Origin of the sequence: Enterobacter sp. 50588862, from assembly GCF_001462935.1 — a bacterium.
Taxonomy (GTDB): Bacteria; Pseudomonadota; Gammaproteobacteria; order Enterobacterales; family Enterobacteriaceae; genus Enterobacter; species Enterobacter bugandensis.
This window is the reverse complement of the sequence record NZ_LNHM01000005.1, coordinates 79,229-100,470: the sequence shown is the minus strand read 5'-3', so window position 1 is coordinate 100,470 and position 21,242 is coordinate 79,229. Positions and strand designations below refer to the sequence as shown.

The 21,242-nt window shown below is 57.5% G+C and carries 18 protein-coding genes; 7 read left to right on the top strand and 11 right to left on the bottom strand.

Features of this window, described 5'->3' with window-relative positions:
• Window positions 1-4: 4 nt before the first annotated feature.
• From APT89_RS00510 to glpE, 3 genes are read right to left on the bottom strand one after another with little or no spacing between them, the layout of a single operon-like run.
• Window positions 5-763, bottom strand: a complete 759-nt coding sequence (locus APT89_RS00510) for a DeoR/GlpR family transcriptional regulator (protein ID WP_028014684.1) — start codon at window positions 761-763, stop codon at window positions 5-7.
• A 16-nt stretch (window positions 764-779) separates the two neighbouring features.
• Complete coding sequence (gene glpG, locus APT89_RS00505) at window positions 780-1,610, bottom strand: rhomboid family intramembrane serine protease GlpG (RefSeq protein ID WP_045259371.1); 831 nt, start codon at window positions 1,608-1,610, stop codon at window positions 780-782.
• A 47-nt stretch (window positions 1,611-1,657) separates the two neighbouring features.
• On the bottom strand, window positions 1,658-1,990 hold the full coding sequence (glpE, locus tag APT89_RS00500; protein WP_028014686.1) for a thiosulfate sulfurtransferase GlpE: 333 nt from the start codon (window positions 1,988-1,990) through the stop codon (window positions 1,658-1,660).
• A gap of 188 nt (window positions 1,991-2,178) precedes the next feature.
• Between glpE and glpD the strand changes: the two genes are divergently transcribed.
• Entirely contained in the window at window positions 2,179-3,687 is a 1,509-nt protein-coding gene (gene glpD, locus APT89_RS00490; protein WP_041911900.1) for a glycerol-3-phosphate dehydrogenase, read from the top strand.
• A 36-nt stretch (window positions 3,688-3,723) separates the two neighbouring features.
• Here glpD and glgP read toward each other — a convergent pair whose 3' ends face one another.
• The 6 genes from glgP to asd form a co-directional block, all read right to left on the bottom strand.
• Entirely contained in the window at window positions 3,724-6,171 is a 2,448-nt protein-coding gene (gene glgP, locus APT89_RS00485) for a glycogen phosphorylase (protein ID WP_041911899.1), read from the bottom strand.
• 18 nt (window positions 6,172-6,189) lie between these two features.
• On the bottom strand, window positions 6,190-7,623 hold the full coding sequence (glgA, locus tag APT89_RS00480) for a glycogen synthase GlgA (protein ID WP_041911898.1): 1,434 nt from the start codon (window positions 7,621-7,623) through the stop codon (window positions 6,190-6,192).
• On the bottom strand, window positions 7,623-8,918 hold the full coding sequence (gene glgC, locus APT89_RS00475; protein ID WP_028014690.1) for a glucose-1-phosphate adenylyltransferase: 1,296 nt from the start codon (window positions 8,916-8,918) through the stop codon (window positions 7,623-7,625). The genes glgA and glgC overlap by 1 nt, the downstream gene beginning before the upstream one ends.
• A 17-nt stretch (window positions 8,919-8,935) precedes the next feature.
• Window positions 8,936-10,909, bottom strand: coding sequence for a glycogen debranching protein GlgX (gene glgX / locus APT89_RS00470; RefSeq protein ID WP_041911897.1), 1,974 nt, complete (start codon window positions 10,907-10,909; stop codon window positions 8,936-8,938).
• On the bottom strand, window positions 10,906-13,092 hold the full coding sequence (gene glgB, locus APT89_RS00465) for a 1,4-alpha-glucan branching enzyme (protein WP_060571578.1): 2,187 nt from the start codon (window positions 13,090-13,092) through the stop codon (window positions 10,906-10,908). Before glgB ends, glgX begins: the two co-directional genes overlap by 4 nt.
• Before the next feature lie 239 nt (window positions 13,093-13,331).
• Complete coding sequence (gene asd / locus APT89_RS00460; RefSeq protein WP_060571577.1) at window positions 13,332-14,435, bottom strand: aspartate-semialdehyde dehydrogenase; 1,104 nt, start codon at window positions 14,433-14,435, stop codon at window positions 13,332-13,334.
• A gap of 177 nt (window positions 14,436-14,612) precedes the next feature.
• Between asd and yhgN the strand changes: the two genes are divergently transcribed.
• Window positions 14,613-15,206: an NAAT family transporter YhgN gene (gene yhgN / locus APT89_RS00450; RefSeq protein WP_003861574.1), complete on the top strand. Its 594-nt coding sequence runs from the start codon at window positions 14,613-14,615 to the stop codon at window positions 15,204-15,206.
• A 63-nt stretch (window positions 15,207-15,269) separates the two neighbouring features.
• Here yhgN and tusA read toward each other — a convergent pair whose 3' ends face one another.
• On the bottom strand, window positions 15,270-15,512 hold the full coding sequence (gene tusA, locus APT89_RS00445) for a sulfurtransferase TusA (protein ID WP_032653764.1): 243 nt from the start codon (window positions 15,510-15,512) through the stop codon (window positions 15,270-15,272).
• A gap of 167 nt (window positions 15,513-15,679) precedes the next feature.
• Between tusA and APT89_RS00440 the strand changes: the two genes are divergently transcribed.
• Window positions 15,680-16,345 (top strand): 7-cyano-7-deazaguanine/7-aminomethyl-7-deazaguanine transporter, encoded by a 666-nt coding sequence (locus tag APT89_RS00440; RefSeq protein WP_028014693.1) that lies wholly within the window; start codon window positions 15,680-15,682, stop codon window positions 16,343-16,345.
• Between the two features lie 72 nt (window positions 16,346-16,417).
• Window positions 16,418-16,975 (top strand): DcrB family lipoprotein, encoded by a 558-nt coding sequence (locus tag APT89_RS00435; RefSeq protein ID WP_028014694.1) that lies wholly within the window; start codon window positions 16,418-16,420, stop codon window positions 16,973-16,975.
• Window positions 16,976-16,979: 4 nt separating this feature from the next.
• Here APT89_RS00435 and APT89_RS00430 read toward each other — a convergent pair whose 3' ends face one another.
• Entirely contained in the window at window positions 16,980-18,197 is a 1,218-nt protein-coding gene (locus APT89_RS00430) for an MFS transporter (RefSeq protein ID WP_060571576.1), read from the bottom strand.
• A 145-nt stretch (window positions 18,198-18,342) separates the two neighbouring features.
• Here APT89_RS00430 and APT89_RS00425 point away from each other — a divergent pair, with 145 nt between their 5' ends.
• From APT89_RS00425 to APT89_RS00415, 3 genes are all read left to right on the top strand, one after another.
• Complete coding sequence (locus tag APT89_RS00425; protein ID WP_041911893.1) at window positions 18,343-19,392, top strand: AI-2E family transporter; 1,050 nt, start codon at window positions 18,343-18,345, stop codon at window positions 19,390-19,392.
• Between the two features lie 319 nt (window positions 19,393-19,711).
• Window positions 19,712-20,101 carry a hypothetical protein gene (locus APT89_RS00420; RefSeq protein ID WP_028014697.1) on the top strand — a complete coding sequence of 130 codons (390 nt, stop codon included), beginning with the start codon at window positions 19,712-19,714 and terminating at the stop codon, window positions 20,099-20,101.
• Between the two features lie 68 nt (window positions 20,102-20,169).
• Window positions 20,170-21,234 (top strand): class I SAM-dependent methyltransferase, encoded by a 1,065-nt coding sequence (locus APT89_RS00415; RefSeq protein WP_041911892.1) that lies wholly within the window; start codon window positions 20,170-20,172, stop codon window positions 21,232-21,234.
• Window positions 21,235-21,242: the final 8 nt, after the last annotated feature.

Below are 21,242 nucleotides of genomic sequence, written 5' to 3'. Positions count from 1 at the left end.
CTTTTCAACACAACTCTAACTGCAAATTATTATCCTTAATCACCTGCATCACGCCCGCTGGCGGCATCACGTCGGTATAGACCGCATCCACCATGCTGATGCTGCCCATGTTCACCATCGCGTTTCGGCCAAACTTCGAATGGTCCACCACCAGCATCACGTGGCGCGAGTTCTCAATAATCGCGCGCTTGGTGCGCACCTCGTGATAATCAAACTCCAGCAGTGAGCCATCGGTGTCGATGCCGCTGATCCCCAGGATGCCGAAGTCGAGGCGGAACTGAGAGATAAAGTCGAGCGTCGCTTCGCCGATAATCCCGCCGTCGCGGCTGCGCAGTTCGCCGCCCGCGAGGATGATGCGGAAATCATCTTTCTGCATCAACGTGTTGGCGACGTTCAGGTTGTTGGTCACCACGCGCAGGTTCTCGTGATCCAGCAGCGCATGAGCAACCGCTTCTGGCGTGGTGCCGATGTCAATAAACAGCGTCGCACCGTTCGGGATCTGGCTCGCTACTTTACGCGCAATGCGCTCTTTCTCTGCCGTCTGCGTGGCTTTACGGTCGTGCCAGGAGGTATTGACCGAGCTGGACGGCAGCGCCGCGCCGCCGTGGTGGCGCAAAATACGGTTCTGATCGGCCAGATCGTTCAGGTCACGACGGATGGTTTGCGGGCTGACGGCAAACTGCTCGACCAGCTCTTCGGTGCTGACGTATCCCTGTTTTTTGACCAGTTCGATAATGGCGTCATGACGTTGTGTTTGTTTCATCAATTATCCCTGAGAATTATGTTCGTTTTCGCGCATGGAGCGTGTCGGCAAGCGCCATTGCAAGACCGACGGCGAGGCCGGTGACGTGCGCACCATTGGCGATAGACATACCAAACAGATCAAACCATCCGGCAATTAGCCATATTAACGCAAAGGCTATTAATCCGCGTTGTAAATAGATGCCGCTTTCCGGGTCGCGCTCCCCGCGAAGCCAGACGTAGCCCATCAAAGCGTAGACGACACCCGACAGCCCGCCGAACCACGGGCCGCTGAATTTATGCTGTACATAGCCGCTCAGCAGGGCGCTGATTACGGTGATGACAATCAGCTTGCCGCTGCCGAGCCGCTTCTCAACGATACCGCCGAGATACCACCACCACAGCAGGTTAAAGAGGATATGCATCACCGAGAAATGCATCAGCGCGTGGGTAAAGTAGCGCCAGACGTCAAAATCCAGCGACGGATCATACGGCCACGCCAGCGCGATCATCACGCTCTGGTCGCCCACCACGTTCATAATAATGAAGACAATAATGCAGGCCGCCATCAGCAGCAGCGTAAACGGGCCCGCGCGCTCGCGTATCGTGGCAAGGAAGGGAAAGCGGCTGTAATGCAGTCCGCTGCCGGTCTGCCCGGATTGCCAGCTGGCCGCCAGATAACGCGGGTCGCCGGGGTTCTCAAGGAAACGCGCCAGCTCCTCGTTGACCCGCCCTGCCTGGCTCTCATCGGCCAGCCAGACGTCGGTCTGAGTATGTTGCTGAATGGTCAGAATAACGCCCTGCGTCGCCATATAGTCGACAAACGCCTGGGCGACGCGCGGGTTGGTAAAAGAGGTGATCATCAACATGGGCAGCGGTCGCTTATTTCCACACAAAAGGGGACAGTATAGCGGGATTAGCGCTCAAACGCGTATTCCACTTCTGCCGGGAAATGACGATGCCAGGCATCAAAGCCGCCGTCGACGCTGTATACCGCGTCATAGCCTTGCTGAATCAGATACTGCGCCGCGCCTTTGCTGCTGTTGCCGTGGTAGCACATGACCATAACGGGCGTTTCGAAGTCGTTATCGCGCATAAACGCGCCCAGCGTGTCGTTGGTCAGATGAAACGCGCCCGGCGTGTGGCCCATCGCAAAACTCTGCGGGTCGCGGATATCCACCAGCACCGCTTTTCCCTGGTGCATCTTCTGGTGGGCTTCTTCTACGTTAATACATTCAAACTGATCCATGGTGTTCTCTTTACAGTGGTCAACGACAAGATTTTACCCCGTAGTGTACGTCCTGGCGGCGGGTAAACGCCATTATGTTATCCATATCACTCTAAATTGTTTTTTTGATGTTACCAAAAGCGCGTTCCTTTGCTATTATGAGCGATATCGAACATTTTTGAGCTTTAACGAAAGTGCATGAGGGTGTTATGGAAACCAAAGATCTGATTGTGATAGGCGGTGGCATCAACGGTGCCGGTATTGCGGTTGATGCCGCAGGACGCGGTTTATCCGTGCTGATGCTGGAAGCTAACGATCTCGCCTGCGCGACGTCGTCCGCCAGCTCCAAGCTGATCCACGGTGGCCTGCGCTACCTGGAACACTACGAATTCCGCCTGGTCAGTGAAGCGCTGGCCGAACGCGAAGTGCTGCTGAAAATGGCCCCGCATCTGGCGATCCCGATGCGCTTCCGCCTGCCGCACCGCCCACACCTGCGTCCGGCGTGGATGATCCGCATCGGCCTGTTTATGTACGATCATCTGGGCAAACGCACCAGCCTGCCGGGTTCGAACGGTTTGCGTTTTGGCTCAGAATCGGTCCTTAAGCCGGAAATCGTGCGCGGTTTCGAATATTCAGACTGCTGGGTGGACGATGCGCGTCTGGTTCTGGCGAATGCGCAGATGGTCGAGAAGAAAGGCGGCGAGGTGAAAACCCGCACCCGCGCGACCGCCGCCCGCCGTGAAAACGGCCTGTGGATTGTGGAAGCGGAAGACGTGGATACCGGCGAGAAGTTCAGCTGGAAAGCACGCGGCCTGGTGAACGCTACCGGCCCGTGGGTGAAGCAGTTCTTCGACGACGGCATGCACCTGCCTTCGCCGTACGGCATCCGCCTGATCAAGGGCAGCCACATTGTGGTGCCGCGCGTGCATACCCAGAAGCAGGCTTATATCCTGCAAAACGAAGATAAACGCATCGTGTTTGTGATCCCGTGGATGGACGAATTCTCCATCATCGGCACCACCGACGTGGAGTACAAGGGCGATCCGAAGAACGTCGAGATCGACGAGAGCGAAGTGAACTACCTGTTGAAAGTGTATAACGCGCACTTTAAGAAACAGCTGTCGCGCGACGACGTGGTCTGGACCTACTCTGGCGTGCGTCCGCTGTGCGATGACGAGTCTGACTCACCGCAGGCCATCACCCGCGACTACACGCTTGATATCCACGACGTAGACGGTCAGGCACCGCTGCTGTCGGTGTTTGGCGGCAAGCTGACTACCTACCGCAAGCTGGCCGAGCACGCGCTGGAAAAACTGGCGCCGTACTACAAAGGTATTGGCCCGGCGTGGACCAAAGAGGCAGTGCTGCCCGGCGGAGATATTGGCGGAAACCGCGACGATTACGCCGCGAAGCTGCGCCGTCGCTTCCCGTTCATTACCGAAGGGATGGCGCGCCACTACGCCCGCACCTACGGCAGCAATACCGAGCTGTTCCTGGGCGACGCGAAATCGCTTGCCGATCTGGGTGAACATTTCGGCCACGAGCTGTACGAGGCCGAGCTGCGCTACCTGGTTGAGCACGAGTGGGTTCGCCGCCTTGAAGATGCCATCTGGCGTCGTACCAAAGAAGGGATGTGGCTTAACGCCGAGCAGCAGTCTCGCGTGGCGCAGTGGCTGCAGCAGCATGCGGGGAAGCGTGAGCTGTCGCTGGCGTCGTGATGTAAAAAAGCCCGGTGGCGCCACCGGGCTTTGTTTTTACAACCGCACCGGATCAATATGCCAGATGTTCTCGGCATACTCCTTGATGGTCCTGTCAGACGAGAAATACCCCATGTTGGCGATGTTGTGCATCGCCGCGCTGGTCCACTTCTCCTGCTGACGGTACAGCTCATCCACTTTATCCTGGCAGTCCACGTAGCTGCGATAATCCGCCAGCACCTGATAGTGGTCGCCAAAGTTAATCAGCGAATCCACCAGATCGCGATAGCGGCCCGGCTCGTCGGGGCTGAACACACCGGTCGCAATCTGCGTCAGGACCTGACGTAGCTCTTCATCCCCTTCATAGAACTCACGCGGGGAGTAGCCTTTCCTGCGCAGCGCCTCCACTTCTTCGGTGGTATTGCCGAAGATAAAGATATTCTCTTCTCCTACGTGCTCCAGCATCTCGACGTTCGCCCCGTCCAGGGTGCCGATGGTCAGCGCGCCGTTGAGGGCAAACTTCATGTTGCTGGTGCCGGACGCTTCTGTTCCCGCCGTGGAGATCTGCTCGGAGAGATCTGCCGCCGGGATGATCAGCTGCGCCAGGCTGACGCTGTAGTTCGGGATGAATACCACCTTCAGCTTGTCACCAATCTCCGGATCCTGGTTCACCACCTTCGCCACGTCGTTGATCAGGTGAATAATGTGCTTCGCCATATAGTAAGCGGAAGCCGCCTTACCGGCGAAGATCTTCACGCGCGGCACCCACTCTGCGGTTGGATCGGCCTTAATGCGGTTGTAGTGGGTGATCACGTGCAGCACGTTCATCAGCTGACGCTTGTACTCGTGGATGCGCTTGATCTGCACGTCAAACAGCGCTTTCGGGTTTGCGACCACGTTGAGGTGCATCGCCAGCCAGACCGCCAGACGTTTCTTGTTCAGCAGCTTGGCTTCCCGCACGGCCTTGTTCACCGTCGGGAAATCAATATGCTGCTTAAGCTCGCTCAGCTGGCTCAAATCGGTGCGCCAGGTGCGGCCGATATTCTCATCCAGCACGTCAGAGAGCGGCTGGTTGGCCAGCGCCAGCCAGCGGCGCGGCGTAACGCCGTTGGTGACGTTGCAGAAGCGCGTCGGGAAGATCTTTGCGAAGTCCGCAAACAGGGACTGCACCATCAGGTTCGAGTGCAGCTCGGACACGCCGTTGACCTTGTGGCTGATGACAACCGCCAGCCAGGCCATGCGCACGCGACGACCGTTGGATTCATCAATGATCGAGGCACGGCTCAGCAGCCCGGTATCGTTCGGGTACTGCTCCTGCAGCGTCTTGAGGAAGTAGTCATTGATCTCGAAGATGATTTGCAGGTGGCGCGGCAGAATTTTGCCGAGCATGTCCACCGGCCAGGTCTCCAGCGCTTCGCTCATCAGGGTGTGGTTGGTGTAGGAGAATACCTGGCACGTCACCTCAAACGCGTCGTCCCAGCTGAACTTGTGCTCGTCGATCAGCAGGCGCATCAGCTCGGGAATGGAGAGCACCGGATGGGTGTCGTTAAGGTGAATCGCGGTTTTCTCCGCCAGGTTGGCGTAGGTTTTGTGCAGCTGATGGTGGCGGCTGAGGATGTCCTGAATCGTCGCGGAGACGAGGAAATACTCCTGACGCAGGCGCAGCTCGCGCCCGGAGTAGGTTGAGTCATCCGGGTACAGCACGCGGGAGACGTTCTCGGAGTGGTTTTTATCTTCCACCGCGGCAAAGTAGTCGCCCTGGTTAAATTTACCGAGGTTGATTTCGCTACTCGCCTGGGCGTTCCACAGGCGCAGCGTATTGGTCGCATCGGTGTCATAGCCGGGGATGATCTGATCATAGGCCACGGCGAGGATCTCTTCGGTTTCCACCCAGCGGGACTTTTTCCCTTCCTGCTGAATGCGTCCGCCAAAGCGCACCTTGTAGCGCGTGTTGTGGCGCTTGAACTCCCACGGGTTGCCGTATTCCAGCCAGTAGTCCGGGGACTCTTTCTGCCGGCCATCAACGATGTTCTGCTTGAACATGCCGTAGTCGTAGCGAATACCGTAGCCGCGCCCCGGCAGCGCCAGCGTTGCCAGCGAGTCAAGGAAGCAGGCGGCAAGACGCCCGAGACCACCGTTACCCAGCCCCGGGTCGTTCTCTTCGTCAATCAGCTCTTCTAAATCCAGCCCCATCTCTTCCAGTGCAGTTTTGACGTCGTCGTAGATACCGAGCGATAGCAGCGCGTTGGAGAGGGTGCGGCCAATCAAAAATTCCATCGACAGGTAGTAAACCTGCCGCGTCTCCTGCGAAAGCTGGGCGCGGTTAGAGCGCAGCCAGCGTTCGACCATGCGGTCACGCACCGCAAACAGGGTGGCGTTCAGCCACTCGTGCTTGTTGGCGATGACCGGATCTTTCCCGATGGTAAACATCAGCTTGTAGGCGATGGAGTGCTTTAACGCCTCAACACTGAGCGTGGGGGAAGAGTAGCTAAATGGAGCGTTCATATCAGTAACTTCGCCTCGTTACATCAAGCGTTGATAAAGGTCGCGGTACGACTGCGCCGCAACGTGCCAGCTAAAGTCCATGGACATCGCCTGACGCTGAACGTAACGCCACAGGGATGGACGGGACCACAAGACGAACGCACGCCGAATCGCCCGAAGCAGCGACCAGGCATTACTGTCTTCAAAGACAAACCCGCTGGCGATACCGTCCGCCAGGTTTTCCAGAGAGCTATCCGACACCGTATCCGCCAGCCCGCCCGTGCGGCGCACCAGCGGCAGCGTGCCGTATTTCAGGCCGTAGAGCTGCGTCAGGCCGCAGGGTTCGAAACGGCTCGGCACCAGAATCACGTCTGCGCCGCCCATAATGCGGTGCGAGAATGCTTCGTGATAGCCAATCTGCACGCCCACCTGCCCCGGATGTTCCGCGGCGGCGGCGAGGAAACCTTCCTGCAGCACCGGGTCGCCCGCGCCGAGCAGCGCCAGCTGTCCGCCCTGCTCCAGTAAACCGGGCAGCGCCTCCAGCACCAGATCCAGCCCTTTCTGGCTGGTCAGGCGGCTGACCACCGCAAACAGCGGCACCTTGTCGTTGACCTTCAGCCCCATCGCAATTTGCAGCTGGCGTTTGTTTTCGGCTTTATCTTCCACCGAGTCGCGGCCATAGCGCGCGGCCAGCAGGAGATCGGTTTCAGGGCTCCAGATCTGCTCATCCACGCCGTTCAGAATGCCCGACAGGCGGCCTTCACGATGGCGCTGCTGCAGCAGCCCTTCCAGACCGTAGCCAAACTCCGGCTGGGTAATTTCACGCGCGTAGGTGGGGCTCACCGCCGTGATGTGGTCGGCGTAGTACAGCCCGGCCTTCAGGAACGAAATTTGCCCGTTGAACTCCAGCCCGTGCATGTTATAGAACGACCATGGCAGATCGATGTCATTCATATGATGCGCATAGTACATGCCCTGATACGCCAGGTTGTGCACCGTAAACACCGATTTTGCCGGATGCCCTTTTGCCGCCAGATACGCTGGCGTCAGCCCGGCGTGCCAGTCGTGCGCGTGGACCACATCCGGACGCCAGAATGGATCCAGCCCGACGGCCATCTCCGCCCCCACCCAGCCGAGCAGCGCAAAGCGCAGCACGTTGTCGGTATAGGCGAACAGGTTGGTATCGTGATACGGGCTGCCCGGACGGTCGTACAGATGCGGCGCGTCGATCAGGTAGATCCCTACGCCGTTGTAGTGCCCAAACAGCAGGGTGATGCGTCCGGCAAACGTTTCACGGCGGGTCACCACCTTTGCATCAGGTATGCCGCGCCGGATATCCGGGAAGGCGGGCAGCAGGACGCGGGTATCGACTCCACCGGCGATTTGCGCCGCCGGTAATGCACCAAGAACATCCGCCAGGCCGCCCGTTTTTAACAACGGGAACATCTCAGAACATACGTGTAAAACCTGCATCATCGCTCCTGTTTGATCTGCAGCTTCCGCAACATTTCCCGTGTGACTAACACGATCCCCTCTTCAGAACGGTAGAAGCGACGCGCATCTTCTTCCGCGTTTTCACCAATCACCATTCCCTCAGGAATGACGCAGGCGCGGTCGATCACGCAGCGACGCAGACGACACGAACGCCCTACCCAGACATCCGGCAGCAGAACCGCCGAATCGATATTACAGAATGAGTTTATACGCACGCGCGGGAACAGCACGGACTGCACCACCACCGAACCGGAGATGATGCACCCGCCGGAGACCAGCGAGTTCAGGGTCATGCCGTGGCTGCCGGAGCGGTCCTGCACGAACTTCGCCGGCGGCAGGGATTCCATGTGGGTACGAATCGGCCAGTTCTGGTCGTACATATCCAGCTCAGGCGTCACGGACGCCAGATCGAGGTTGGCTTTCCAGTACGCTTCCAGGGTTCCCACATCACGCCAGTATGGCTCCGCATTCGGATCGGACTGCACGCAGGACAATGGGAAGGGATGTGCATAGGCCATGCCAGCTTTGGTAATTTTCGGGATGATGTCTTTACCGAAGTCGTGGCTGGAGCTTTCGTCTTTGTCGTCTTCTTCGAGCAGCTCATAAAGATAATCTGCATCAAAGACATAGATCCCCATGCTGGCGAGCGATTTGGTGTCATCGCCCGGCATGGTTGGCGGGTTCGCCGGTTTTTCAACGAAGTCGATAATCTTGTCGTCCGCATCCACGTGCATCACGCCAAACGCCGTCGCCTCGGCAACGGGCACCGGCAGACACGCCACGGTGCAGCGCGCCCCTTTTTCGACATGGTCGATCAGCATGTGCGAGTAATCCTGCTTGTAGATGTGGTCACCCGCGAGGATCACGATGTATTCCGCGCTGTAGCGGCGAATAATGTCGAGGTTCTGGGTCACCGCATCCGCCGTGCCGCGGTACCAGTTTTCCCCGTGTACGCGCTGCTGCGCCGGGAGCAGATCGACAAACTCGTTCATCTCTTCGCTGAAGAATGACCAGCCGCGCTGAATGTGCTGCACCAGGGTGTGCGACTGATACTGAGTAATGACGCCAATGCGGCGAATGCCCGAGTTCAGGCAGTTTGAGAGCGCAAAGTCGATAATGCGGAACTTACCACCAAAGTGAACGGCCGGCTTGGCGCGCTTGATGGTCAAATCTTTCAGACGGGTACCACGCCCGCCCGCAAGTATCAGGGCAACAGTTTTTAATGGTAGCTGGCGCGCCAACATTAACGGATCGTTCTTCTCTAATCTAACCATGACTAACTCCTTTTTTATCATCTTTGGAATACGCACACTCCGTGCGCAGGCCCGTGCCAGACAGCCATTACTACCGGATTATCCGCTCCGGCAAAGGGGGGAACAGCTCGCCACTCCCCGTCAGGTAAAACAATCTCTGCGACGTCGTCCGTCGCGTTCAGCGTCACCAGCCACTTATCCGAAAGCAGGATTTGCAGGCAGGTGATGCCGTGTTGCCACTCTTGCGCGCTCAACGGCTGCGCGTCTTTATTCAGCCAGCTAACGTTGCCGTCGCCCTCTTCCCACCAGCTGTCGGCGGTAAGGGCGGGGATCTGCTGGCGAAGGTGGATCAGCGCCGCGGTGAAATGGGTCAACCCGCTGTTCGCCTCCCCCCAGTCGAGCCAGGTTAAGGTATTGTCCTGGCAATAGGCGTTGTTATTGCCGTGCTGGCTGTGGCCGTGCTCGTCGCCCGCCAGCAGCATCGGCGTGCCCTGAGACAGTAAAAGCGTCGTCAGCAGCGCATGAACGCTGGCGCGTCGCCGCTCGATCACATCCAGACTTCCGCCTAATCCTTCTATACCATGATTGAAGCTATGGTTATTGTTAGTGCCATCGCGATTCTCTTCGCCGTTGGCCTCATTGTGTTTCTGATTGAAACAAACGCAGTCGCGCAGCGTAAAACCGTCATGCGCCGTCACCAGGTTGATGGTGGCCGACGGACGTTTTCCGTCGCGCTTAAAGAGATCGCTGGAGCCGGCAAAGCGTCCGGCGAACTCGCCCAGCGACAAATCGCGCGCCAGCCAGAAGCGGCGGATGGCATCGCGGTAGTGGTCGTTCCACTCGGCAAACAGCGGCGGGAAGTTCCCCACCTGATAACCGCCTTCACCAATGTCCCAGGGTTCCGCAATCAGCTTCACCGTTGAGAGCACCGGGCAGTTTTTTATCGCCTCAAACAGCGGTGCCTGCTGGCTGAATGCCGGGGTGCGCCCCATCACAGGCGCCAGGTCGAAGCGAAAACCGTCCACGTGGAACGTCTCAACCCAGTATTTCAGGCACTCGTACGCGTAATGCGTAACGGCCGGATGGCTGAGGTTGAGGGTGTTACCGCACCCGGTCCAGTTCTCGTAATCACCGTCGTCCCTGATCCAATAATAGCTACGGTTATCGATTCCGCGCTGTGAGAGCGTCGGGCCGTCAAGGTCGCTTTCCGCACTGTGGTTCAGCACCACGTCCAGAATGACCTCAATGCCCGCGGCGTGGAGTGCCTTCACCGCGTCGCGAAACTCGTCCCGCGCTTTCTCCGGATGCACCGCGTAGCGCGGGTCGAGAGCGAACATCGCCAGCGGGTTGTAGCCCCAGTAGTTGCTTAACCCAAGACGCTGAAGACGCGGCTCGCTGGCGAAATGCGCCACCGGAAGTAGCTCCAGCGCGGTGATGCCCAAATGCTTCAGGTAAGCGACCATAGTCGGATGCCCCAGCGCTTTGTAGGTGCCGCGCATCTCTTTGGGGATCGACGGGTGCAGGTAGGTCAGCCCTTTGACGTGCGCTTCATAGATGACGGTGTTACCCCACGGCGTGCGCGGCGGGGCATCGTCTTCCCAGTCGTAGAGATCGTGCACCACCGCGCTTTTCGGCGCGACGGGCGCGCTGTCGCGGTGGTCCGGTTCGCCGTAGCCGACGTGGAACAGCGGGTCGTCTTTAAACTCGCCGTCCACGCGGCGCGCGCACGGGTCAATCAGCAGCTTCGCCGGGTTAAACCAGTGCCCCTGAGAAGGCTCCCACGGGCCGTGTACGCGAAAACCGTAGTGCATTCCCGGACGCCCGCCGGACAGGTAACCGTGCCAGATGTCTCCCGTGCGGGACGGTAAATCGTAACGGCGCTCGTTACCCTCCCCGTCAAACACGCAGAGCTCCACCCGCTCCGCGTGAGCAGAAAAGAGCGTGAAGTTCACCCCCTTTCCGTCAAAACTCGCGCCGAGCGGTTCGGGTTTACCTGCCGTAAGCTGCGTCATTCTCCCTCCCGCATCAGCCAGATGGTGCCAAGCGGCGGCAGCGTCAGGCTCAGGGAGTTTGGACGCCCGTGGCTTTCAATCGCATCGCTCTGCACCAGCCCGCCGTTACCGGCGTTACTGCCGTGGTAATGCATGGAGTCGGTATTCAGGATCTCGCGCCATTTGCCCGGCTGGTTAATGCCGAAGCGGTAGTGTTCGCGCGGCACCGGCGTGAAGTTGCTGGCGACGATAATCTCGTTGCCCGCTTTATCGCGACGTACAAAGACAAACACCGAGCGCTCGTGGTCGTCCACCACCAGCCACTCAAAGCCGTACGGGTCGAAGTCCAGCTCGTGTAGCGCTTTGTGGTGGCGGTAGGTCAGGTTCAGGTCGCGCACCAGACGCTGTACGCCGTGGTGCCAGTTGTCGCCGCCCTCCAGCAGATGCCAGTCGAGGCTGGTGTCGTGGTTCCACTCGCGACCCTGGGCGAACTCATTGCCCATAAACAGCAGCTTTTTGCCCGGGAAGGCAAACATCCAGCCGTAGTAGGCGCGCAGGTTGGCAAACTTCTGCCACGCGTCGCCCGGCATGCGGTCGAGAATGGATTTTTTGCCGTGCACCACTTCATCGTGCGACAGCGGCAGCATGAAGTTTTCGGTGTAGTTGTAGAGCAGCCCGAAGGTGAGCTTATCGTGGTGATACTGACGATAAACCGGGTCGAGCTTCATGTAGTCGAGCGTATCGTGCATCCAGCCCAGGTTCCACTTGTACCAGAACCCCAGGCCGCCTGATGACGGAGGGCGGGAGACGCCCGCAAAGTCCGTCGACTCTTCCGCCATGGTCACGGCGCCTTCCACCTGCTCGCCAATGATGCGGTTGGTGTTGCGCAGAAATTCAATCGCTTCGAGGTTTTCACGGCCGCCATACTCGTTCGGGATCCACTCCCCCTCTTTGCGGCTGTAGTCGCGGTAGATCATCGAGGCCACCGCATCCACGCGCAGGGCATCAATGCCGAAGCGTTCGATCCAGTACAGCGCATTCCCCACCAGGTAGTTCGACACTTCACGGCGACCGTAGTTGTAGATCAGCGTGTTCCAGTCCTGGTGATAGCCTTCGCGCGGGTCGCTGTGCTCGTACAGCTTCGTGCCGTCGAACTCTGCCAGCGCAAAATCGTCCGACGGGAAATGGCCCGGCACCCAGTCGAGGATCACGTTCAGCCCGGCGGCGTGCGCGGCATCAATGAAATAGCGGAAATCATCGCGCGTGCCGAAGCGCCGCGTGGGCGCATACAGCCCGGTGGGCTGATAGCCCCAGCTGCCGTCGAACGGGTGCTCGTTAACCGGCAGCAGTTCGAGGTGGGTAAAGCCCATCCATTTGGCGTACGGCACCAGCTGGTCGGCGAGCTCCCGGTAGCTGAGCCAGAAGTTGTTGTCCGTGTGGCGGCGCCAGGAGCCGAGATGCACTTCGTAAACGGAGATCGGCGCATCAAAGCGGTTGGCCTGCTTGCGCTCCTCGGTCTGGACGACCTTCTCCGGCAGGCCGCATATCAGCGAGGCGGTATTCGGGCGCAGTTCGGCCTCAAAGGCGTACGGGTCGGATTTAATACGCAGCTTGCCGTTGGCATCGATCATCTCGAATTTGTAGAGCTGACCGTTGTGCGCGCCGGGGATAAACAGCTCCCAGATGCCGGTTTCCCGGCGCAGGCGCATGGGGTGACGACGACCGTCCCAGTAGTTGAACTGCCCGACGACGGAGACGCGCTGGGCGTTTGGCGCCCATACGGCAAAGCGCGTGCCGGTGATACCATCCATGGTATCCGCATGGGCACCCAGCGTTTCGTAAGGGCGTAAATGGGTCCCTTCGGACAGCAGCCAGGCGTCCATCTCTTTTAAGAGCGGCCCAAAGCTGTAGGGATCGTCAATCAGGTTTTGCTGGCCGTGCCAGATAACGGCGAGCTGATAGCGAAAGGGGTTTTTACGGCGGGGCATGACGCCCGAGAAGAAGCCGCGCGAGTCGAGGCATTCCAGATTACCCACCTTGCGGCCGGTTTTGGGTTCGATAACCCACACTTCTGTCGCATCCGGCAACAGCGCCCGAACTTCCAGTCCGGCCTCTGTACGGTGCATCCCTAGCACAGAAAAGGGGTCGGCAAAATGACCCGCAATAAGCGCATTAATCACGTCTCTCGAAATACGATCGGACATGGTATTCATCCTGTTTTTTTATGTCGCCCTTTTTACGCGCTCCGGGACGACTTTTAATGTGACCTAAACGGTGCAGTTGATCCTCTCTGCTCCGCCCTACCCTCAGGTGAGAAATAAATCTTCCTTAAAGCATAGCCAACGTCGTGGTTCCTCCTGATAAAAAATAAGACATCTGCGTTTTACTCCATGTAGTACGCAAAAAAAGGGGGTGACAATCACCCCCCGTGTTTAACAAATTATTACGCCAGCTGGCGCAGCATGCGGCGCAGCGGCTCGGCGGCCCCCCACAACAGCTGGTCGCCGACGGTGAACGCGGAGAGATACTCCGGCCCCATGTTCAGCTTGCGCAGGCGGCCAACCGGCGTGGTCAGCGTGCCGGTAACGGCAGCCGGGGTCAGTTCACGCATGGTGATATCGCGATCGTTTGGTACCACTTTCGCCCACGGGTTGTGCGCGGCCAGCAACTCTTCCACGGTCGGAATAGACACATCTTTTTTCAGTTTAATGGTGAAGGCCTGGCTGTGGCAGCGCAGCGCGCCGATACGCACGCACAGACCGTCAACCGGAATGGTATTCGCGGTGGCGAGAATTTTGTTGGTCTCCGCCTGGCCCTTCCACTCTTCGCGGGTCTGGCCGTTACCCAGCTGTTTGTCGATCCACGGGATCAGGCCACCGGCCAGCGGTACGCCAAAGTTATCCACCGGCAGCTCGCCGCTGCGGGTCAGCTGAGTGACTTTGCGCTCGATGTCGAGGATGGCGGACGCCGGGTTTGCCAGCTCGGTCGCGACGCTTTGGTGCAGCTGGCCCATCTGGGTCAGCAGCTCGCGCATGTGGCGCGCGCCGCCGCCGGACGCGGCCTGGTAGGTCGCCACCGAGACCCACTCCACCAGGTCCTGCGCGAACAGGCCGCCGAGGGACATCAGCATCAGGCTGACGGTGCAGTTGCCGCCAACAAAGGTTTTCACGCCGTTGTTCAGGCCGTCGGTGATGACGTCCTGGTTAACCGGGTCGAGAATAATGATGGCATCGTCTTTCATGCGCAGTGAAGAGGCTGCGTCAATCCAGTAGCCCTGCCAGCCGCTTTCACGCAGCTTTGGATAAATTTCGTTGGTATAATCGCCGCCCTGGCAGGTCACAATAATGTCGAGTGCCTTCAGCGCTTCCAGATCGTAAGCGTCCTGCAACGTGCCTGTGGTACCACCAAAGGACGGAGCAGCCTGGCCGAGCTGGGAAGTGGAGAAGAAGACCGGGCGGATAGCGTCGAAATCGCGCTCTTCAACCATGCGTTGCATGAGTACAGAGCCGACCATACCGCGCCAGCCGATGAAACCAACGTTTTTCATAGCATTTTTTTCCTGCTGAGGGTGTGTGCTGATTGTGCAAGCCAGTATTGAACTGGGATATGCTTCACATTACAAAATGCTGCCAAAGTCGCAAGCGAAATTAATCGATGATTGCCCGGCAATCAGAAATACAGCTAATTATCATAATAACCATAGAGAGTTTCAGGGATAATTTACATGAGTGAAATCATTTCAGCAGCGGTTTTATTGATCCTGATAATGGATCCACTGGGCAACCTGCCCATCTTCATGTCGGTGCTGAAGCACACCGAGCCGAAGCGCCGCCGGGCGATCATGATCCGCGAGCTGCTTATTGCCCTGCTGGTGATGTTTATCTTCCTGTTTGCCGGTGAAAAAATCCTCGCGTTCCTGAACCTGCGCGCCGAAACGGTCTCCATTTCCGGCGGGATTATTCTCTTCCTGATTGCCATTAAGATGATCTTCCCGAGCGCCGAAGGCAGCAGCAGCGGCCTGCCCGCAGGCGAAGAGCCGTTTATCGTGCCGCTGGCGATTCCCCTCGTCGCGGGGCCAACCATTCTGGCGACGCTGATGCTGCTGTCGCATCAGTATCCGAATCAAATGAGCCATCTGGTCATTGCCCTGCTGATTGCCTGGGGCGGAACGTTTATTATCCTGCTGCAGTCGTCGCTGTTCCTGCGCCTGCTGGGTGAGAAAGGGGTGAACGCGCTGGAGCGTCTGATGGGGCTGATTCTGGTAATGATGGCGACGCAGATGTTCCTGGACGGGATCAGGGCGTGGATGAAAGGATGACTTTCTCCCTCTCCCCGTGGGAGAGGGCCGGGGTGAGGGCATCAGGCCGCAGAGGCCGACCACCTACCCCTTACGAATCAAATACCGGTACGGCAGCGTTTCCGTCTGCTGCGCCACCAGCTCATGCTCCATAAAGGTACAAAAACCGGGAATATCGCGCGTGGTGGCCGGATCGTCGGCAATAATCAGCAGCGTTTCACCGGTCTGCATGTTACGCACGGTCTTACGTACCATCATTACCGGCTCCGGGCAGCGAAGGCCCTGGGCATCAAGGGTGTGGTCTGGGCTGGAAAACAGGTCGGTCATGATCTTCTCGGTCAGATAAAAACGGCAGTAGTTTACGCCCCGGCGCGGGCAATGCAAACCAGGTTAACGATTGCGCAAAAAATAACCATTGCAATGTCCAGCCAAAGCAGTATCATGCTGCGGTTTTTATTGGGTTCCCTCACCCCAACGTATAAAAAGGTCACAATATGACGCAGTTCTCTGAATCACAGCGCGTAAAAGCGTTGTTCTGGCTTTCGCTTTTCCATTTGCTGGTGATCACCTCCAGCAACTACCTGGTGCAGCTCCCGATCTCCATTTTTGGTTTTCATACCACCTGGGGCGCGTTCAGCTTTCCGTTTATTTTCCTCGCCACCGATCTGACCGTGCGTATCTTCGGCGCACCGCTGGCACGCCGCATTATCTTTGCGGTCATGCTTCCGGCACTGTTCATCTCGTACGTGATCTCCTCCCTGTTTTACATGGGAAGCTGGCAGGGCTTTGAGGCGCTGACACACTTCAACCTGTTTGTCGCCCGTATCGCCGCGGCAAGCTTTATGGCCTACGCGCTGGGGCAGATCCTCGACGTGCACGTGTTTAACCGCCTGCGTCAGAATCACCGCTGGTGGATGGCGCCGACCGCGTCCACGCTGTTCGGCAACGTGAGCGATACGCTGGCCTTCTTCTTCATCGCCTTCTGGCGCAGCCCGGATGCCTTTATGGCCGAGCACTGGATGGAGATCGCGCTGGTGGACTACTGCTTCAAGGTGCTCATCAGCATTGTTTTCTTCCTGCCGATGTACGGCGTGCTGCTGAATATGCTGCTGAAAAGGCTGGCAGATAAATCTGAAATCACGGCATTGCAGGCTGGTTAAGGGTTCGCTTTATCAGTTGTGATAAGATGGGTGAATGAGCCGCTATGGCCGTTTATCGAAAGGAAGAAGTCAATGCGCAATCTGGTTAAATATGTCGGGATTGGCCTGCTGGTTGTGGGTCTTGCAGCCTGTGATAACAGCGACACGAAAACGCCTGCTCAGGGCGCATCCGCAGAAAGCAACGCGACCGGTCAGCCGGTGAATCTGATGGATGGCAAACTCAGTTTCTCTCTGCCAGCCGATATGACTGACCAGAGCGGCAAGCTGGGCACCCAGGCGAATAACATGCATGTTTACTCCGACGCAACCGGCCAGAAAGCGGTCATTGTGATTGTGGGCGACGACACCAGCGAAGACCTGGCCGTCCTGTCCAAACGTCTGGAAGATCAGCAGCGCGGCCGCGACCCGCAGCTGCAGGTGGTAACCAATAAATCCATCGAGCTGAAAGGCCATAAGCTGCAGCAGCTGGACAGCATCATCTCCGCAAAAGGCCAGACCGCCTGGTCTTCTGTGGTGCTGGGCAAGGTTGATAACAAACTGCTGACCCTGCAGATCACCCTGCCAGCGGAAGATCAGCAGAAAGCGCAGACGGCTGCTGAAAACATCATTAACACCATCGTGATCCAGTAACCCTTCACGACGATGACGTGGCCTCCGGTGCCTGCACCGGGGGCCATTTTTTTAGCCGCCACGTCAGCAGCAGGGCAATTATCACCAGACCCGCCGCGGCAAGATAGATCACCGGTACCCCCGCCCAGGCCATCACCAGCCCCGCCAGCGGCCCGGTTATGCCTAAAGACAAATCCATAAATACCGTATAGGTCGCCAGCGCCGCCCCCTGGTTCTGCTGCGGCACCGCTTTCACCGCCACCACGCCCAGCGCCGGGAAGACCAGCGAGAAACCGGCTCCCGCCAGTAAGACGCCAATTTTCGCCATCCAGGGCGCGCTGGCGATGCCGGTTAACAGCAGCCCGACAATCTCTACCGCAAAGCAGAACATCGCTACGTTCAGCCCGCCCAGACGGTTGATACCGTTCGGGAAAAGCAGGCGTGCGCCAACAAACGCAACGCTGAAGAGGGTTAACGCAAAGGCCGCGCCCTCCCAGCCTTTGGCGTCATAAAACAGGGTAATGAAGGTCGCAATGACGCCGAAGCCGGTGGTCGCCAGGGCCAGCGCCATGCCGTACGGCCAGACGCGCCCCAGCACGGCCCGAAACGGCAGCGGCTTGCCCTTGCTGGCCTTCACCTTCGGGCGCGGCAGCGCAAACAGTATCGCCACAAGCGCGACCGCTATAATGGTCAGCGACAGTCCATACAGACCGCCAAAGGCGTAACAGGCCACGCCAAGCGGCGCGCCGAGCGCCATCGCCCCGTAGGTGACGATCCCGTTCCACGAGATAACCCGGCCAATGTGTGGTGCACCGACAACCCCCACACCCCATAGCGTCGAGCCGGTTCCTGCCAGGCTTTGCCCAATCCCGAGAATGACGCGGCCCAGGCAAAGCAGCGCCAGGCTGACCAGCGGCCAGTGGCTGGTAGCGGCAGCCAGCAGGTTGCTCAGACCACTGAGGAAACAGCCGCACAATCCCACTACCACAATGCTTTTGGGACCGAACAGGTCGGCGTAGCGCCCGGCGTGCGGGCGGCTAAGGAGCGTGGCGAAATACTGCAGGCTGATGACCAGCCCCGCCCAGAACGCGCTAAAACCCATCACGTCATGGACGTAGCCCGGCAGAACCGCCAGCGGCAGGCCGATCGTTAAATAGCTGGCAAAGTTGAAGATAACGACGGAAACAATGCGCAGATTGAGGCGCAATCCGCTCAGCGCCGGTTCGGCGGCAGGTTCTGGCATGGGGTTCTACCTGAATTTTTTGCAACAGTGTTTCACTATTACCACGGAGCAATAAGAAAATCAGCCCCGACTTTCAGATTATCGGTGCCAGACGAAGCGGCCCTAAGGCACTACACTTATCGGGTCATCTTACTAAGGAACACGCATGTTAGCTCCCCAGCCTGATAAAGCAGGACTCCACATCTTATTAAAACTCGCCTGTCTGGTGGTTATACTTGCGGGTATACATGCTGCCGCTGACATTATCGTCCAGCTCCTGCTGGCGCTCTTTTTTGCTATTGTCCTCAATCCGCTGGTGACCTGGTTTTTACGCCGGGGCGTGAGCCGCCCGGTGGCCATCACCATCGTGGTTATCGTGATGCTGATTGGCCTGACGGCGCTCTTCGGCGTACTGGCGGCATCGCTGAGCGAATTCTCCACCATGTTGCCGCAGTACAATAAAGAGCTGACGCGTAAAATCGTCGCGCTGCAGGAGATGATGCCCTTTCTTAACCTGCATATTTCGCCAGAACGGATGCTGCGCAGAATGGATTCCGAGAAGGTCATGACTTACGCTACCACGCTGATGACCGGCCTTTCCGGCGCGATGGCCAGCATTTTGCTGCTGGTCATGACGGTGGTGTTTATGCTGTTCGAAGTGCGCCATGTTCCGTATAAGCTGCGCTTTGCTTTAAATAACCCGCAAATACACATTGCCGGCCTACACCGCGCCTTAAAGGGCGTCTCCAAATATCTGGCGCTGAAAACGCTGCTGAGCGTCTGGACCGGGATTATTGTCTGGCTGGGGCTGATGCTGATGGACGTCCAGTTCGCGCTGATGTGGGGGGTGCTGGCGTTTCTGCTGAACTACGTGCCGAATATTGGCGCGGTGCTTTCCGCCGTGCCGCCGATGATTCAGGCGTTTCTGTTTAACGGTTTCTACGAATGTATGCTGGTCGGAGCGCTGTTCCTCGTCGTGCATATGGTGCTGGGTAACATTCTTGAACCGCGCATGATGGGGCACCGGCTGGGCATGTCGACGCTGGTGGTGTTTTTATCCTTGCTGATTTGGGGATGGCTGCTGGGCCCTGTCGGCATGCTGCTGTCGGTCCCGCTGACCAGCGTATGTAAAATCTGGATGGAAACCACCAAAGGGGGCAGCAAGCTGGCGATCCTGCTTGGGCCGGGGCGGCCGAAAAGCCGGTTGCCGGGGTAACGTATCTGTCTGTGTAAACGGGTTTATACCGTCAAATACCGCGACGCTCACCGTCGCGGTATTTTTATTTGCGTTAAGGCTTATTCCTTCCGTTTTTTATCAACTCATCCAGATTTCGCTTAAATGCAACATCCCTTAAATCAAATTAAAAAAAACGGAATGATTAATTATTTTGCGTGATATTATACCCCGCCTTAGCGACGACGTAATGTAAACATTAATATTGATTAAAAACACATCTGACTTAATCCCTAAGCCTGGTGATGCTTATTTGTAAAAAACACTACCTTTAATTGTTATTATTGATATGGAGTTGTTGATGAAAAAGCTCGTTAAATGGTGCACTGCCGCCGTATTCGTTGGCGCACTGGCTGGCTGTGCGCGTACCGCCCCTATCGCTCAGGTTCACTCTGTCGTGAGCGCCGGTCATACTGCCGATCAGGTGAAAACAGCCATTTTGAAAGCAGGCCAGAAGCGTGACTGGATCATGACGGAAGCGGGCCCGGGCGTGATTAAGGGCCGTCTGCAGGCACGCGATCACTCGGTCCAGGTGCGTATTCCCTACTCTGCGACAAGTTATTCAATTAATTACGAAAGCAGCCTGAACCTGAAAGCGGCAGACGGTAAAATTCACAAAAATTATAACCGCTGGGTGAACAACCTCGACCACGATATTCAGCTGAACCTTTCTGCGGGTGCCGCGCTGTAATATTATTCTAAAGTCGGGCCGGACATGGCCCGATAACCTCATTTCTTACCCTGAAAGGTTACGCAACAATGTACGAAAAGGACACGCTCAGCGCGCTGGATGCCATTACCGAAGCGCAACGCATCGCTTTTGCGCCGATGTTATTTCAGACCGCGCTTTGTCTGCGTAACTCGGGCGTTCTCGCCTGGCTCGATAAACAGGGTAATAAGGGGGCAAGCCTCGACGAAATAACCGAAAACAGTACCCTGAGCAGTTATGCCGTCAGCGTATTGTTAGACATGGGATTAAGCGGGCGGATAATTACTTATAAAGAAGGTCGTTATTTCCTGGCGAAAGTGGGCCATTTCTTACTCCACGATACCATGACCCGCGTTAATATGGATTTCACGCAGGACGTCTGTTACCAGGGGTTATTTCATCTGGCCGATGCCCTGCAGAAAGAAAAACCGGCTGGATTATCCGTGTTTGGCGACTGGCCAACCATCTATCCGGCTTTATCCCAGCTTCCTGCCCCGGCAAAAGAGAGCTGGTTTGCCTTCGATCATTACTATTCCGACGCCGCTTTTGACGCTGCGTTGCCATATATATTCGCAAGCTCGCCGACAAAATTGTACGATGTGGGCGGAAATACAGGTAAATGGTCGTTACGCTGCTGCCGCTATGACGACAATGTTGCCGTGACGATCCTCGATCTCCCGCAGCAGATAGCGCTGGCGCAGGAAAACATCGAAAAAGCAGGTTTTTCTCATCGTATTGGATTCCATGCTGTCGATATGCTTAGTCCGTCGGCATTGCCGGGAGATGCCGACGTCTGGTGGATGAGCCAGTTCCTCGACTGTTTCTCTCCGGATCAGATTGTCGCCATGCTTACGCGCGTCGCAGAGGTCATGAAGCCTGGCGCACGGTTGTGCATCATGGAGCTTTTCTGGGATGCCCAGAAATATGAAGCGGCGGCTTTCAGCCTGAATGCCACCTCGCTCTATTTCACCTGTATGGCGAATGGCAATAGCCGGTTTTACAGCGTAGAGAAGTTTTATCACTACCTGGAAAGGGCGGGCTTCAGCATAGCACAGCGGCTGGATAACCTTGGGGTAGGTCATACCCTGTTAATTTGCACCAAACGTGAACAATAGCGCAGCCT

What these genes read in the sequence shown, in the direction of transcription:
- APT89_RS00510 (WP_028014684.1), bottom strand. Translation starts at nt 763, where the DNA reads ATGAAACAAACACAACGTCATGACGCCATTATCGAACTGGTCAAAAAA.
- glpG (WP_045259371.1), bottom strand. Translation starts at nt 1,610, where the DNA reads ATGTTGATGATCACCTCTTTTACCAACCCGCGCGTCGCCCAGGCGTTT.
- glpE (WP_028014686.1), bottom strand. Translation starts at nt 1,990, where the DNA reads ATGGATCAGTTTGAATGTATTAACGTAGAAGAAGCCCACCAGAAGATG.
- glpD (WP_041911900.1), top strand. Translation starts at nt 2,179, where the DNA reads ATGGAAACCAAAGATCTGATTGTGATAGGCGGTGGCATCAACGGTGCC.
- glgP (WP_041911899.1), bottom strand. Translation starts at nt 6,171, where the DNA reads ATGAACGCTCCATTTAGCTACTCTTCCCCCACGCTCAGTGTTGAGGCG.
- glgA (WP_041911898.1), bottom strand. Translation starts at nt 7,623, where the DNA reads ATGCAGGTTTTACACGTATGTTCTGAGATGTTCCCGTTGTTAAAAACG.
- glgC (WP_028014690.1), bottom strand. Translation starts at nt 8,918, where the DNA reads ATGGTTAGATTAGAGAAGAACGATCCGTTAATGTTGGCGCGCCAGCTA.
- glgX (WP_041911897.1), bottom strand. Translation starts at nt 10,909, where the DNA reads ATGACGCAGCTTACGGCAGGTAAACCCGAACCGCTCGGCGCGAGTTTT.
- glgB (WP_060571578.1), bottom strand. Translation starts at nt 13,092, where the DNA reads ATGTCCGATCGTATTTCGAGAGACGTGATTAATGCGCTTATTGCGGGT.
- asd (WP_060571577.1), bottom strand. Translation starts at nt 14,435, where the DNA reads ATGAAAAACGTTGGTTTCATCGGCTGGCGCGGTATGGTCGGCTCTGTA.
- yhgN (WP_003861574.1), top strand. Translation starts at nt 14,613, where the DNA reads ATGAGTGAAATCATTTCAGCAGCGGTTTTATTGATCCTGATAATGGAT.
- tusA (WP_032653764.1), bottom strand. Translation starts at nt 15,512, where the DNA reads ATGACCGACCTGTTTTCCAGCCCAGACCACACCCTTGATGCCCAGGGC.
- APT89_RS00440 (WP_028014693.1), top strand. Translation starts at nt 15,680, where the DNA reads ATGACGCAGTTCTCTGAATCACAGCGCGTAAAAGCGTTGTTCTGGCTT.
- APT89_RS00435 (WP_028014694.1), top strand. Translation starts at nt 16,418, where the DNA reads ATGCGCAATCTGGTTAAATATGTCGGGATTGGCCTGCTGGTTGTGGGT.
- APT89_RS00430 (WP_060571576.1), bottom strand. Translation starts at nt 18,197, where the DNA reads ATGCCAGAACCTGCCGCCGAACCGGCGCTGAGCGGATTGCGCCTCAAT.
- APT89_RS00425 (WP_041911893.1), top strand. Translation starts at nt 18,343, where the DNA reads ATGTTAGCTCCCCAGCCTGATAAAGCAGGACTCCACATCTTATTAAAA.
- APT89_RS00420 (WP_028014697.1), top strand. Translation starts at nt 19,712, where the DNA reads ATGAAAAAGCTCGTTAAATGGTGCACTGCCGCCGTATTCGTTGGCGCA.
- APT89_RS00415 (WP_041911892.1), top strand. Translation starts at nt 20,170, where the DNA reads ATGTACGAAAAGGACACGCTCAGCGCGCTGGATGCCATTACCGAAGCG.